Source organism: Brevibacillus reuszeri (genome assembly GCF_001187725.1).
Lineage (GTDB): Bacteria > Bacillota > Bacilli > Brevibacillales > Brevibacillaceae > Brevibacillus > Brevibacillus reuszeri.
In genome coordinates, this window is sequence record NZ_LGIQ01000011.1 from 951,988 (window position 1) to 966,119 (window position 14,132).

The window sequence follows — 14,132 nt, forward strand, 5'->3', positions numbered from 1 at the left end:
CCTCTCACGCTGCTCGCGCATTTTCCCTTATTGGTGCGCACTATGCGGGTCGGTCAGCTTCCGCAGGTTTTCTCCTAAAATATCAAATGCCCGTACAATCATGAGCAGAGAAATTCCCGGAAAAAACGCCAGCCACCACATACCAGAAGTCAAGTAGCGCATGGATTCAGAAAGAATTATGCCAATAGCAGGCTGATGCGGCGACAGTCCCAAGCCGAGAAAGCTGATCGAGGCTTCATGCAAAATCGCATGCGGAAAAAGCAGGACAAACCCCACCAGTAGCTGTGGAAGCATATGCGGTAAAATATGTCGGCTAGCAATCCACCATTGCGATTTTCCGAGCTTGCGCGAGATGAGAACGTATTCGGCTGTGCGCAGCTGCATGACCTCTGCCCGAATGACACGTGCCAAGCTAGGCCAATGCGTGAGCGCAATTCCGACTACGACCCCTTTTAGTCCACCCCCGAGTGTAAATGAAATCAGGATGAGAGCGACAAGATGGGGCACTCCGAGCAGTAAATCAATCAGCCACGTGATTGCGCTGTCGACCATTTTCCCCATCGTAGCTGCCAGCATACCCAGTACGAGAGCAATTACCGCACTTGCTGTTGCTGCGATGACGCCCACCCCGATACTGACAGTCAAGCCTTTTAATGTTCTCGCCAGCATGTCCCGTCCGAGCCAATCCGTTCCAAATGGGTGCTCCAGCGAAGGGGGTGCATTTCTGATCTCAAAGTTGGTAGCAATTCGTTCCTCGCCAATCAAAAGGGCTCCAGCGACTACTGCTATCAGCAACAAGGCCGCACATAGAGTCGTCATCAACGTTTTCTGTCTGCGATTCATGCCGACTCCCCCTTTCGAATCCTCGGGTCAACCAAGCGGTAAATCAGATCCGCCACCAGATTCCCTACAAATACAAAGAGGGCGCTGCAAATGACAATTCCGAGCAAGAGCGGCAAATCACTGCGCAAACCTGCCTGCACTGTGGCTTGTCCCAACCCTGGATACGAGAAAACCTGCTCGGCTAAAACCGTTCCCCCTATCAGCTCGCTAAAGGAGGCAAATTGAATCGTAATAGCAGGTAAAGCCACATTGCGCAGGCCATGTCGCCAAAAAAGCAGAAAACCTTTTTCTCCCCTCGCTCTGGCAAATAAAACGTAGTCACTCGCCAGTATATCTATGAGCTTTTGTCTAGTATGCAATGCCACATTGGCTACGCCAAGTATGCTCAGCGTAAGAGCTGGCAGTACGAGATGATAGAGTCGGTCTGCAAGCGTCACGTTTTCTGCCAGCACCCCTGCCGGAACTCCAAGTCCGACTGGAAACCAGCCTAACCATACGGCAAAAACAATGACCATCAGCATTCCCAGCCAAAATGTCGGCGTAGACGCGAGCGTAAAGCAATACCATTTAATCAAGCGATCCACCCATGTGCCCTGCTTCATACCCGCGATCGCACCGAGGACGAACCCCAGGATTCCGGAAAACAGCCAAGCCATACTCATCAAAGCAAGCGAAGCCATAAACCGTTCCCCGATCACATCTGCTACTGGTCGTCGAAATAACATCGACGTACCCATATCTCCTTGTACCAATGCAGACCCCCAGTGAAGAAATCTCTCCACCGGGGGCTTGTCTAGACCCCAATACTCCGCAATCGCTTCTCTTTGTTCTGGGCTTACTCTCGTCATATCAGCACCGACATACGCTTGTATCGGATCGAGTGGAGAGTAGCTCACGAGCCAAAAGGAGAGAACACATAGGGCGATGAGCAGCGTAGTAAAACGAAGCAGCTTTTTACCTAGAAACGTAATCATGCCCCTGGCTCCTTCATTTGATCGCTAATTCTTCCAATGCCATTCAACGATATTGTCTGTAATCGGCCAGCCGTGTCCGTGAGGCTGGATTTTTGGTTGTCCGATTTCCAGCCCGTCGCGCACCAAATACAAATGCTGACGGTTTACGAGCCAAGCCCAAGGCGCATCTCCCTTGGCACTAAAACCTGTGGTTCCATCCCACTGCGCTTTTTTCCAATAGCCAAGTGCTTCTTCCTCGCTCGTTGCTTGCAGAGCCTTTTCCATATATTCATCCACGACAGGATTCGAATAAAAGCTGGTATTATACCAACCGAGTCCTGCCGTCTTGCTGCTGTACAGATTGTACATTTCCAATGGATCATAACTGCCCCAGCCAAACAGGACGGCATTCGAATGCATCATTTTCGCAATATCATCCCAGCTCTTGCCTTCAACTTTTACATGGATCCCTAGTGGCCGGATCATGTCTGACACAGCGATGGCAAGTGATTGACGTGAAGCATCATCCGCCTGGTAGATCAGCGTAAATTGAGCCTTCAGCGAGCCCTTTTCCCGTATTCCATCTCCATTGACATCTTCCCATCCCGCATCTGACAGTATTTGCTTCGCTTGCTTTAGATCACCGTCTTGCACTACGGTTTCTGGATTGTACCAAGGCATACCGTCTGCTACTGAATAAGCAGGCGTACCAAACCCTTCGAATATTCCGTCAACCAGCTTTTTTCGATCAATGGCGATATTAATCGCTTTGCGAATGGCGATATCTGCTGTGACATCGTTGCCGATAGGAATACCATCCTTCGTTTTCTCACCCGCTTTTACGAATGGGAACAGAATGCCACGGTTGTCAACGCTATTGGCAATGACCAGATGCATCCCCGGGATTTGCTGCTTCGCTACATTCGGCAGAACAAAAGCCATGTCGACCTCCCCTGCTTTTGCAGCGGCGTATGCAGCATCCTCCTGCAAGAAGAGAAAGGTCAGCTTTTTAAATGCGGATTTCGGTCCGTAGTACTCTGAATTCGCCTCAACAATCATCTGCTGACCAACATCCCATTGTACGAGCTTGAATGGACCTGATCCGATCGGATTTTTGCTATAGTCTGCGCCATGAGCATGCTTTGGCACAATACCTGTAGAGACTAAAATGCTAACAAAGGTTGATTGCGGATGGTTCAGCGTAAACTTGACGGTATAATCATCAAGCGCTTCAACGCTCTTCATCACTGTTACATCGAGAACCGACCCGCTCTTGGCGGCCGTTTCATACGTATAAACAACATCCTCGGCAGTCAGCGGATGACCATCTGAGAACTTCACATCATCGCGAAGGTGTACAGTCCAGGTCAATCCATCCTGGCTTACCTCGTAGCCTGTAGCGAGGTCATTGACGATTTTCAACTCTTTATCGCGTTTTAAGATCGTGCTCTGAAACAACGGAGAACCGTAACGTCCCCAACCTGTCGTCGGGTCCAGCCCCTCTTCCGGCTCATAACCGATTGCCAGGATCAACTCGTTCTTCTTTTTGCTTGTATCCGCACTTGCATTCATCAGTTGTTCTTTTTTCGCAGCTCCACAGCCAGTGACCAGCAGCATAATAAGGATCAGCGCCCACACGATTGGCTGTTTCAAGCTCTTTTTAAACATAGTACCGAATCTCCCATCCACAAAAATTGTACGGAAGCGTCATATATGGCGCCAGCGCATAACGAATAAGCCAGCTTCTTCTGCTTTTGTCCAAGCGAAGAAATTCTCACCTCATATCTCTTTATCGATCTTTTTCATACAAAAGAGCGCTTGCAAAAACGGTTTACTTCTTTTCTAGACGGATATGGTTGTACCGGGGGGAACAACAACCATGCATGGCGATCGCCATAAGAACGGGAGGGCGGGTTTGAGAACCAACTAGCCTACTATAATACATGTTGGTAGAACAGTATAGTTAAATAATACCTGAATAATAGAAAGGAAGTCTCGCTTTCACATGCTTTCATAAGCAAGGTCCGTCTATGATGGATTTTCTCCATTACAAAAAACCCTCATCTTTTTGAGATGAGAGCTTGATAGATACCGAAAGCTCCGAATTATTTAGCCATGGAAAGAATATCCCACTCCCCAAACGGTTTTGATCAGCTTGTTCTTCGCCTTTTCTTCGCCGAGCTTTTTTCGCAAGGTTCGAATATGCACCATGACGGTATTATTGCAGCCATCATAATACGCTTCGCCCCACACTCTTTGGAAAATGTTTTTGGCACTAAATACCTTTTTGGGATAGCTGGCCAACAGGTATAAAATATCAAACTCCTTTGGTGTAAGCTCGATCGTTTCCCCGTAAAGGCTAACTGTGCGTTGATCGGGAAAAATGACCAGCGCTCCCGCTTCAATTGCTTTTTTGTCAGCTTCATTCGGCTGATTCAAATGCTTGTATCGTCGCAGCTGTGCATTAACACGAGCCATCATTTCCATCGGATTGAATGGCTTCGTCACATAATCATCTGCCCCTATAACAAGTCCAGAGATTTTATCCAGATCAGAGGTTTTGGCACTCAAAAAGATAATCGGCATGTTATGCTGTTCACGAATCAACCGGGTTACGTCATACCCATTCATTTCGGGCATCATAATATCCAGAATCGCTAAATCAATCGAATGCGTCTGCACAGCCTGGAGCGCGGCCTTTCCATCAGATGCAAGGATATAGTTGTAGCCCTCTTTTTTTACATGTAAGGCAATCAACTCAGCAATCTCCGCCTCGTCATCCGCTATCAATATCGTTGTGCACTTCATCGTTTCCTCCCATGCATGTTATCAGTCAACTATTTTCACCTTTTGAGCAACTCACCCTGTGTATGCAGACGAGCTGCTTTTCTATTTTTTATCTTTTTTACAGCTCTCATCGCGATTACAGAGACAACAAATGAGAGCACCGTTACCAGCAAAAAATGAATCAGGCTATTTTCAACGATCAACGGTGTCAGCCCTGTTGCTTTTCCCACAAGCCTGATGATGACAATGCACATCGGATGTAGAACATAGACATACATCCCTAAATTTCTCAGATACTTCTTGCTTCTGCTTCTAAAGCTAAGCAAGAGGCGAAACAGAAAATACATGCACGGAATCAACAACAGATACATGCTGTCATGCCGGAAAAGATGAAATTCATGTACAAGCAAGCCTTCTGTGACCATCAAGCCAAAGAACAAGATAAATCCAACAACGTATGGCATACACTTTCCCTGATCAGGTTTGCCTCGTGCCGCAATGAGGCCTCCCAACATAACAAACACAGGGGCAAAAAATATACCGTTCCTCGTGAAATCGAACAAGGAAAACATCGCTTGATAGATGCTGTCCAGATACGGATTCATCTGTACAAAAGCATAATAGCTGTCCCCCAATAACCCTCCCCCGTACAGAAGCAGCGAGATCAAGAAAGCTCCTTTCGTAGAAAACCTCGTATAGAGAAAATAACAAATACAAACTCCCAGCATGACACCAGGGAAATACCACAGATGATACAGTGTCCCGTTAAACAAGATGTCTTTCACCAGTGCCGAAGCTGAAAATTGGTTTGTAAAATATCCGGCGTACACATTGATCGGAATGTATAAAAGGATTGAAAACGCGTATAGCTTTGCAAGTTTCTGTAAAAACTTCATCAGACTATCAACATTCTTGCGTTTATCTGTGCCGATCTTTTGGAAGAAGAAATATCCCGTACACATAAAGAAAAATGGAACAGTCACCCTGGAGATGATTCGTGTGAGGGTCATATCAGCAAACACATCATAGGACAGTAGTGGCGACGTATGGTTCGCGATCACAAGGATTGCGGCAATCATTCTGAAGCCGTCAAGACCGCCGTAGTTCTTTTCAATTCCTTTACTCATCGCCATTTCCCTGATGAAGCACGGTCACAATAACTCCCCCCATATTGTCGCCTGAAATCTGATAATTTGCATGGGTTGGCACTTCAATCGTTGTCTCTCCCATCATCGGGAAATAGCTGATTTCATAGGTTTCGCCAGAGACAGGAACCGTAATCTGTTTTTGCTCTCTCAAGTAAGCCAAATATTCTTCCAGTGAAAAGTTGTTCATCTTGATAATCGCACTATGTGGCAGGCCCAGGTAACGGTAATGCCAAGGTTCAGACATGGTGCCCGTAATTTCTGTCTTGTCCTCTGGGTAGCGCAAAATAAATCCGTATTTCCAGGAATGGTCCTCCAGCCATTTTCCTTCGGGCGCACGCTCCATTTTCATTTTGGTAGACCCAATATCGAGGGCCAGCCCCAGATTGTGTTCGCTGAAGCCCGCCGGCATAGCAACTCCTGGAGCCATTTCATTATGAAGCTGCTCCTGTTCTTCCATACTTCGAAATCCACTATTGATGATAAAGTTGCTCACGTTATCTTTTTTAGCAGCCTGAACCATCTCCATAAATACCCGCACCAAGCTCTCAGACAGCTGAATCGAATCATCCTGCAACCGATATCCCTGTATCAAGTCCTTATTCTTGGAGAGCTGGATCACATCGGATTTGATAGCTTCCTGCTGAACGGGGTGTTCTTTGTTTACCAGTAATAGATCACCCTGATAGACCTGCTCTTTTGCAATTTTTATGGTTTGGTAGTCCTTATTGGACACATTTTTCTTTGATGGATCAAGCCCACCCTGCAAGAACTCTTGAACAACGATATAACCGCAGAGCAAAAGAATGACAAGCAGATAAGACCTCTTTTTCATGTACAGCTTCCTCCTATCCCTTCATACGCTCAGGATAGAGAAAACTATTTAAATAAAAAGGAGGACAAAAATAAAACTTTTCTAAAGGAAATGAGTTATGTCGGCGCGTCGTGAAAAAGATAGCTCATGCCAAAAAGTCGTTACGCAACGTACGCGCAACGACCATCGAGCTTACTATACATCTATTTTGTCATTCTCAGAGACTACTTAGATAACCGCGTTCTTTGCAGAAAAGCGATACGTCTCATAGGTGTTTTGGCAAGGCTGGCCCTTCGTCAATTCCAATGTACCTGCAGTCAAATTCATGATGATGGAAAACAGGGTGCAATCTAGCAGCTCCTCCGCTTCAGTCGCAACGGCTTCCCCATGCCTGCATATGGCATCTGGATAGCTGGTGTGATTGCGAAAGATTTCCTTCATGTATTCCGCGTCAATGCTGCCTCTTTGTGTAGTCAGTAATTTCGTCGCTCGTCCCATCCTCAAATACGTATCCGAGGCTCCCATCCGAACGGAATCATCTATCTGTATCCGTGGACTGATAAAATGATTCGTATGAGCGATATGTCCTTCCAGTGGATAGAAGACGTCGTAATTTACTGGTGCTGCCTCCACCCCTACTGCCTCTCCCTCCAGATGGGCAAGCAAATAATTTGCGGCCGTTCCTCTTTGCAGTCTTGTAATTTGGCGGATGGCCTGGGACAGCGTGCTGCTATTCAATATTCCTCGCAAAACGATGTGGATTGGCACGCCAATCGTTTTCTCTGACGTTCTGAGGAAATTCAGGCATACCGCCAGTCCATTGGCATTCATTCCAATTTTCCCAACAATGCCTGCTTCCGTAACCATCAGAATGGTTGGGCGCGGCGACTGCTCAATTTCGACCACGACCAGCCCTTTTTCAACAAGATTGATCCAATCCCAGTTTTGTCCGATGAGCGTCTCCTGCTTTTCTGTGGCAGGCGGGACAGCCGCAATGCATGTGCACCCGTCTGCTTTTGATGTGGAGCTGCCCAGATTCGTAATGATTTCGCTACGGGCATTCAAAGCAACGATGTCCAGTAGGTCAATACCTGCCCCTTCACTAATGCCTTTGATTTCTTCCATGATTTCCTGATCATACTGCTCAATCCAGGGGATAAATTGGGCAGCATACGCCGTTGCCTCTTCCCACGAGATCGCTGCTCCCTCACGAAAGGCTCGTTCATAGGCTCGCAGATTCGTCAGGATTTGCTCCTTGGCAAGCTGCCCGAACTGCCTACCCCTCTCGTGCGCTGTACCACTGATCCGAAAGACAGGAAATGCTTTCATCCTCAGAGGCTCCTCCTTTTACAAGGTCTTTTCCATATAATAACGGTCATACCCGCTGCCATATTCCGCAAATCGTGTCTCCGCAATTTCAAAGCCCGCTTTTTGATACAGCGCAACCGCTCCTACATTGTCGGGACCTACTGTCAAACAAACCTTTCTAAACCCATCATTCTGCAATTGCTCCAGCAATCGGTTCAAAAAAGCAAAGCCGTACCCCAAGCCTTTTTTATCCGCTCGAATATAATACCCGTACACATAGGCTTTATCGGGATGACGAAAATCTCTCATCAGCTCGCAAACGCCAACGGGCTTAGCGTCTCCCTCTTCATGGTAAAGGACAATGCAGCCATGTCGCGCAAGCGGTACGAGTACCCATTCATCGATTCCTCCATTTGCGCCAAAGGCTTCCTGCTCCAGCTCCTTCAGCATAATCAGCTGTTCTTCCGTTAGCGTCTCCACGACTGTAAGTGTTGTCGCCTTTGTCTTGTTCATGGCTGTTCATCTCCTCGTTCTCGTTTGCCTGTAGCTCCACGTTAGTGAATTTTCTCCGACATGACTGTTAGTTCGGCGAGTACCGCTTCATCAACCTCGATACCCAGGCCCGGTTTGTCACTCAGGATAATTTGATTTCCCCGACACGTCAGATTCCCCACATCTTTTGCAAAAATAAAGGGACCTGCCAGTTCATTCGATATAATGTTTTTCTTCGCGATCGACAAGTGCGCTCCTGCTGCACTGCCAATCGATGATTCCGGCATGGAGCCGATTTGGCACTCCATCCCGGCCATTTCAGCCTGATGAACCAGCTTGCTTGCAGGGTAGATTCCCCCGCACTTCATCAGTTTAATATTCACTTTATCAGCTGCCTTTTTCGTGATGACCTCACGCATCTCGCGTGGGCCAAGCAGTCCCTCGTCTACCATGATGGGGATCGTCGTTTGCCTGCGGATATCCGCCAAGGCTTCCAAATCATCTGCCACGACTGGCTGCTCCATCCAATCGATTTGACAATCCTCGATTTGGCTGAGAGCCAGCAAGGAATTGGTACGATTGACCCAGCCCTGATTGGCATCTACCCGCAGCTTGATAGCAGGACCGACCGCATCCCGAACAGCACGAATGCGCTGGATATCTGTCACAAGGTCGGCGCCTACTTTTATTTTGATAGAGTCAAATCCCGAAGCCACAGCCTGTTTTGCTTCCTCTGCCATAATCTCAGGCGCAAGAATACTGAGCACATATGGCAGGGACAGAGTCGGATGATATTTTCCACCTAGTAAATGATAGACAGGCTGCCCTGCGACCTTTCCCATTAAATCGTAGCACGCGATATCAATAGCCGCTTTTGCTGCCGGTGCTTGGTATACGCACTGATTCATCAAGTCGTGAATACGCTCAATCGCAAACGGATGTTCGCCAATGATGGCTGGAATCAGATTATGGATGAGCAAAGCATACGTACTCTCCCAAGTCTCCCCAGTGACATGCTGATCGGGAACGGATTCTCCATAGCCAATCAGCCCGTTATCTGTCTCTATTTTTACAATAATCGAAGGCATCTCATAGTACGAAGCGTACGCAACAATAAACGGGCGCAAAAGTGGCAATCTGATTGCATGGATCTGGACAGACTTTATTTTCATGTTCGACTAAACCTCCGTATAGGAAACCTTGGGAATTTGGCGATATCCGAATGCAACGGCTTTTACTTTCCCGTCTTCACCGCTCGTAAAGCCGATCGTCAGCTCGCTTCCATCCATGCGGGCCAAAAAGTAGTCTTCGGCGATCTGTACGAGTGGATACTTCGCTCCTTGGTCGCTTGTGAAAATAGCCGTATTGTTGACAAGTGTCAGTACACTGTCCTCTATCGTTATGCTGATATCCATGCCTTCGCCAGAAACAAATCTGCCGACGTACTCCGTAAATCGGTTTGTCGCTGCCCGATATTCTTCATAGGTGACCAGAGGCACGTCTGCTTCTCGTCCCGCAAGCAGATTCAAGGCTGCGAAAGACAGCTTTTCTACCGGAGTACCGACTAAATTGGCGAGTGCCACTGCGGTAATCCCTCTTTCTGGAACAATAGTCAAATGAGCCGCAACTCCTTTGATTGCCCCCCCATGCTTCAAGAGCGTTGCCCCATAGTAGTTCGGCTCCACCATCAGACCATACCCGTAATACTTTTTGTAGTTGCACTGAATATGAGGTCTTGTCATCTGCTTGACGCTTTCTTCGGAGAGAATCCGTTCCTTACCTACCATTCCCCCTGTGCGGAAAATTTCAGCGTAGTTCAGCATGTCACGCACTGTCGAATTCAAATGCCCGGATGCAGCTACGGCTGGCCCATCCTCCCAATGTGGATCAGGATACACCTCGGATACCCCTTGATTGTCCCTGATGTGATAAATCGTGGTTACATCTGGAAAGTGGGGCAGATCACTCAAAAGAAAGGTGCTGCTCGGCATATTTGCCGGCTCAAGAATGTGCTCTTTCACGTAGACGTCATACGGTTTTCCGCTGACTTCGGCAATAATCGCTCCGAGCAGGGAATAGCCGTCATTGGAGTAGCTGAAATGCTGTCCGGGCGAACCCAGCAATTCATAGTCCACACGCGAAAGCACCTCGATAAACTCCTGATACGTATGAATCGGCTTCTGATCTTCACGCTTCAAAAATCGGTGAATCGGATTTGCTTCTGCTGGAAGTGTATCGAGCAAGGAATTTTTGATAGCGAGCAAATCAACAGGAAGCGGCGGAAGTCCTGCTGAATGCGTCATAAAATGATGAATCGTCATTTGCTCTGTCTTTTGACGGTCCGGGGTTCGAAACCCAGGTAAATAAGCGAGGACAGGATCATGTATGGACAGCTTGCCTGCTTCCTGTAGCTGCATGATCGCCATGCACGTAAAGGACTTTGTGACGGATGCCAGCCCCATAACGGTATCAGGTGTAATCTCCAGCTTTTGCTCTGCATCCCGATACCCGAACCCTTTTCGATACAGACTCTTACCGTCTTGATTCACCCCGATGACGATTCCAGGTGCACGGCTCTCCTTTATCACCTTCTCCGCGAGTTCTTCAAACGTGCTTTCCCACCCTTGTCTGTTCATCCTTCACACCTCTTTCCCATCGTTTACGCTTTCATCTGTGAGCTTCACCAAGTAGAGAACACCTGCAGAGAAGCCAGATACGTTACCGCTCTCGTCTCTTTGAAACCGGATCGCTTGCTCCTCTTCATCAAGCTTCATCACGAAATAATCATCTCCGATCGGGCGTAACGGAACCATATTACCGCCCAGAGCAAGCATTAGAGCTCCTTGCTCCATCATCACTTGCCTATCGTGGTTGGCCCCTGCTCGATACGTCCCTGTGTACTGCCGCAGCTGCGCTTCATTGACACTACACTCCGCAGGAAATGGCACGGAGGGAGAAGCTGCCGGACGGTTCTCCAGCGAATGAACGGCGTAGTTCAGCAGCTCGATAATAGGCGTCTCTGCCAAATTCGCCATTGCGATACCCGTTATTCCTCGCTCGGGGATCATCACCAGTTGGGATGCCACCCCTTTAAGCCCTCCGCTATGTTCCAGTTTTGTAGCTCCGTAGTAATTCGGTGTAATGATTAATCCATAGCCATAATACTGGCCATATCCCATTTGGACATGTGGATGCGTCATCTGCGCCACGCTCTCTTTGGAAAGAATGCGTTCCTTGCCAACCAGCCCGCCAGTACGGTATAACTCTGCATAACGCAGCATGTCATTGACGGTAGAATTCAAATGACCGGAGGCGAGCACGACCGGGCCTTCCTCCCACTTAGGATCAGGGTATACCTCCATGCCTCCAGCCTCGTTTTTAAGTCGATAAATTGTCGTTACTTCTTGGTAATGCTGCAAATCCTGCAAGTCGAACGAGCTATTTTGCATCCCCGCCGGTTGAAGAATATGCTCTTTGACGTACGTCTCGTAGGTCTTCCCGCTGACTCGCTCAATGATGGCGCCAAGCAGCGAATAAGCGTCATTGGAGTAGTTGAATCGGGCTCCAGGCTGACCTACTAGCTGGAAGTCAGTCCTCTTGATGACCTCCATAAAATCCTCGTACGTATGCACCCATTTCTGATCCTCTTTTTTGATTTGCTTGTGAATCGGGTGGTCCCCGTCTTCGATATTCCCATCAGGCAAGCCTTTGATTGCCAGATAATCGGTCGGCAATAGCGGCAATCCCGACGTATGGGTCATAAAGTGATGAAGCGTCATTTTCTCGGTGCAGGCTTGATCAGGCGTACGAAACTCCGGCAAATAGGTGAGCACGGGATCGTGGACCCGTAGCTTCCCTGCTTCTTGCAGCTGCATAATCGCAGCACACGTAAACGACTTGGTGATCGATGCTACGCCCATAACCGTATCAGGCGTGATTTCCCATTGCTTCTCTTTATCCCGATAGCCAAATCCGTGACGATAGATGCTTTGACCGTCCTTATTCAAGCCCACATACACGCCCGGTACGCCACACTTGTCAATATGCGGTTGCGCTGCCTCTGCAAACTGCTTTTGCCATCGCTTGTTTTCCATTCTCCATCCCCCATCCATCAGCTGATCCCTTACTGATTCATCCAGCTCTCTCCCAGCATGATGCCATACATCGCATCGAGCTTGACTCCGTGTACACGCTTATTCACGGCCAGGAAGGTTTTCTCTTCGGAATACGGAATCCAGTAGGCTTGCTCTACCGCAATTTTTTGGATCTCCATAAAAATTTGCTGTCTCTGAACTGGATCGACTACCGTACGGCTTTTCTCCAATAAAGCGTCCAGCTGCGGATTCTGGATGTGGGAGTGATTCAGGCCGCCGATTTGACTGGAGTGCATGAACAAATACAAAATATCAGGGTCCAGATCGGTGTAGCCCAGTACATTCAGATCAAACTGTCCCTTTGCTGACAAATCCAGCACACTGCCCAGCTCGGCGTTTTGCACCTTGATCTCCACCCCGATATCCTTCAGCATGCTTTGAATCAAAGGAATTCCTTGTGAATTCATAGCAGTTAACAGCTGCAGGCTGAGCGGCTTCCCGTCCTTTTCGCGTATGCCCCCAGCTCCTGTCTTCCAGCCAGCGTCCTCCAGGAGCTTTTTGGCTTCCTCGACATTGAATGGGTAGCCGTATGTTTCAACAGCAGGATCGTAGCCGAACATCTTCCGCGGCAGTGGACCGAAAGCACTCTCTCCTTCTCCTTGCTGGTCTGCCTGAATGATTGCTTTTTTGTTGAGTGCCATGTTTAGCGCCTGACGTACACGAAGATCTTGCAAAATCTCATTTTCCAGATTCATCTGAATGAAATTCACACCCAGCTTCGTTGCTTCCAAAACCTCGAATTTGCCGTTACTCCTGTATTCCTTCGCTTCTTTTGCCGATATCGAAGCGATGTCGATCGATCCGCTTTCCAAGGCAGCAATCGTTGTTTGCGCATCCTTGATGAATTTGATGACGAGCTTGTCGGGCATAGGTGGTCCTTGCACTTTGGCAAAAGGCTCCGCCCATTTGTACGCTTCATTACGGACCAGCGTGATCGATTCCCCCGTCTTCCAGCTTTCGAATTTCCACGGGCCGACCCCCACTGGATTTCGCCCATATTCCTTGCCGTACTGCTCGATTGCAGCCATGGACAAAGGCTGCGTCACATTCGGCTGAATCAGGTACGACAAGAGTGGAGCAGAAGGCTCCTTCAATTGAAGAATGAGTGTCTTCTCGTCCGGGGCAGAGATCGATTCAATCACGCCGAGCAAGGGACCGGCTCCTGGAGAAGCCGTTTCCGGTGCCATCGCCCGTTCGTAGGTCGCTTTAAAGGAAGCAGCTGTCAGTGATGTGCCATCGTGAAAGGTGATTCCCGAGCGGATTTTAAATGTCCAGGTCTTTTGGTCATCGGAAATGCTGTACGACTCCGCCAAATACGGTTTGACCTCTTTCGTTTCAGGGTCCATGGACAAGAGCGCTCCCCCAATCAGCCTCGTCACGACCTCGCTCGCCGACATATTCGTTTTGTGTATATCAAGAGTATCCGGCTCTGCCGATAGCCCGATCGTGATCGTACCACCCAGCTTTGGTTCTCCCCCGCTCTCCGGCTGGGTGCCTCCTTGAGCCACAGGACTTGCTGACTGGCTGCAGCCGATCACCGCTAGTACAAGCAAGCAAACGAGTGCAACATACCAGATGCGCGCTCGAAATTTTTTTCTTTTCACAATGACTCCCCCCTATAAATGGCAGTGAAATC

The 14,132-nt window shown here is 48.4% G+C and carries 12 protein-coding genes; all 12 read right to left on the reverse strand.

The genetic code is table 11. The features are described from left to right. Positions 1 to 27 precede the first annotated feature (27 nt). Positions 28 to 843 carry an ABC transporter permease gene (locus tag ADS79_RS29570; protein WP_049742026.1) on the reverse strand — a complete coding sequence of 272 codons (816 nt, stop codon included), beginning with the start codon at positions 841 to 843 and terminating at the stop codon, positions 28 to 30. Further along, complete coding sequence (locus ADS79_RS29575) at positions 840 to 1,817, reverse strand: ABC transporter permease (RefSeq protein ID WP_049742027.1); 978 nt, start codon at positions 1,815 to 1,817, stop codon at positions 840 to 842. Before ADS79_RS29575 ends, ADS79_RS29570 begins: the two co-directional genes overlap by 4 nt. A gap of 24 nt (positions 1,818 to 1,841) precedes the next feature. Further along, positions 1,842 to 3,464: an ABC transporter substrate-binding protein gene (locus ADS79_RS29580; RefSeq protein ID WP_049742028.1), complete on the reverse strand. Its 1,623-nt coding sequence runs from the start codon at positions 3,462 to 3,464 to the stop codon at positions 1,842 to 1,844. A 441-nt stretch (positions 3,465 to 3,905) separates the two neighbouring features. Further along, positions 3,906 to 4,604, reverse strand: coding sequence for a response regulator transcription factor (locus tag ADS79_RS29585; protein ID WP_049742029.1), 699 nt, complete (start codon positions 4,602 to 4,604; stop codon positions 3,906 to 3,908). 35 nt (positions 4,605 to 4,639) lie between these two features. Next, on the reverse strand, positions 4,640 to 5,710 hold the full coding sequence (locus tag ADS79_RS29590) for an acyltransferase family protein (protein WP_084766139.1): 1,071 nt from the start codon (positions 5,708 to 5,710) through the stop codon (positions 4,640 to 4,642). Further along, the gene (locus ADS79_RS29595; protein ID WP_049742031.1) at positions 5,703 to 6,563 is read right to left on the reverse strand and encodes a M15 family metallopeptidase; all 861 of its coding nucleotides are present in this window, start codon (positions 6,561 to 6,563) and stop codon (positions 5,703 to 5,705) included. The genes ADS79_RS29590 and ADS79_RS29595 overlap by 8 nt, the downstream gene beginning before the upstream one ends. Positions 6,564 to 6,770: 207 nt before the next feature. Further along, positions 6,771 to 7,871, reverse strand: coding sequence for a C45 family autoproteolytic acyltransferase/hydrolase (locus ADS79_RS29600; protein ID WP_049742032.1), 1,101 nt, complete (start codon positions 7,869 to 7,871; stop codon positions 6,771 to 6,773). A gap of 18 nt (positions 7,872 to 7,889) precedes the next feature. Further along, on the reverse strand, positions 7,890 to 8,363 hold the full coding sequence (locus tag ADS79_RS29605) for a GNAT family N-acetyltransferase (RefSeq protein WP_049742033.1): 474 nt from the start codon (positions 8,361 to 8,363) through the stop codon (positions 7,890 to 7,892). 41 nt (positions 8,364 to 8,404) lie between these two features. Further along, positions 8,405 to 9,514, reverse strand: a complete 1,110-nt coding sequence (locus ADS79_RS29610) for a mandelate racemase/muconate lactonizing enzyme family protein (protein WP_049742034.1) — start codon at positions 9,512 to 9,514, stop codon at positions 8,405 to 8,407. Between the two features lie 6 nt (positions 9,515 to 9,520). Continuing rightward, on the reverse strand, positions 9,521 to 10,978 hold the full coding sequence (locus tag ADS79_RS29615) for a serine hydrolase domain-containing protein (RefSeq protein WP_049742035.1): 1,458 nt from the start codon (positions 10,976 to 10,978) through the stop codon (positions 9,521 to 9,523). A 3-nt stretch (positions 10,979 to 10,981) separates the two neighbouring features. After that, positions 10,982 to 12,436, reverse strand: a complete 1,455-nt coding sequence (locus ADS79_RS29620) for a serine hydrolase (RefSeq protein ID WP_049742036.1) — start codon at positions 12,434 to 12,436, stop codon at positions 10,982 to 10,984. 29 nt (positions 12,437 to 12,465) lie between these two features. After that, positions 12,466 to 14,100, reverse strand: a complete 1,635-nt coding sequence (locus ADS79_RS29625; protein WP_049742037.1) for an ABC transporter substrate-binding protein — start codon at positions 14,098 to 14,100, stop codon at positions 12,466 to 12,468. Between the last annotated feature and the right edge of the window lie 32 nt (positions 14,101 to 14,132).

What these genes read in the sequence shown, in the direction of transcription:
- ADS79_RS29570 (WP_049742026.1), bottom strand. Translation starts at nt 843, where the DNA reads ATGAATCGCAGACAGAAAACGTTGATGACGACTCTATGTGCGGCCTTG.
- ADS79_RS29575 (WP_049742027.1), bottom strand. Translation starts at nt 1,817, where the DNA reads ATGATTACGTTTCTAGGTAAAAAGCTGCTTCGTTTTACTACGCTGCTC.
- ADS79_RS29580 (WP_049742028.1), bottom strand. Translation starts at nt 3,464, where the DNA reads ATGTTTAAAAAGAGCTTGAAACAGCCAATCGTGTGGGCGCTGATCCTT.
- ADS79_RS29585 (WP_049742029.1), bottom strand. Translation starts at nt 4,604, where the DNA reads ATGAAGTGCACAACGATATTGATAGCGGATGACGAGGCGGAGATTGCT.
- ADS79_RS29590 (WP_084766139.1), bottom strand. Translation starts at nt 5,710, where the DNA reads ATGAGTAAAGGAATTGAAAAGAACTACGGCGGTCTTGACGGCTTCAGA.
- ADS79_RS29595 (WP_049742031.1), bottom strand. Translation starts at nt 6,563, where the DNA reads ATGAAAAAGAGGTCTTATCTGCTTGTCATTCTTTTGCTCTGCGGTTAT.
- ADS79_RS29600 (WP_049742032.1), bottom strand. Translation starts at nt 7,871, where the DNA reads ATGAAAGCATTTCCTGTCTTTCGGATCAGTGGTACAGCGCACGAGAGG.
- ADS79_RS29605 (WP_049742033.1), bottom strand. Translation starts at nt 8,363, where the DNA reads ATGAACAAGACAAAGGCGACAACACTTACAGTCGTGGAGACGCTAACG.
- ADS79_RS29610 (WP_049742034.1), bottom strand. Translation starts at nt 9,514, where the DNA reads ATGAAAATAAAGTCTGTCCAGATCCATGCAATCAGATTGCCACTTTTG.
- ADS79_RS29615 (WP_049742035.1), bottom strand. Translation starts at nt 10,978, where the DNA reads ATGAACAGACAAGGGTGGGAAAGCACGTTTGAAGAACTCGCGGAGAAG.
- ADS79_RS29620 (WP_049742036.1), bottom strand. Translation starts at nt 12,436, where the DNA reads ATGGAAAACAAGCGATGGCAAAAGCAGTTTGCAGAGGCAGCGCAACCG.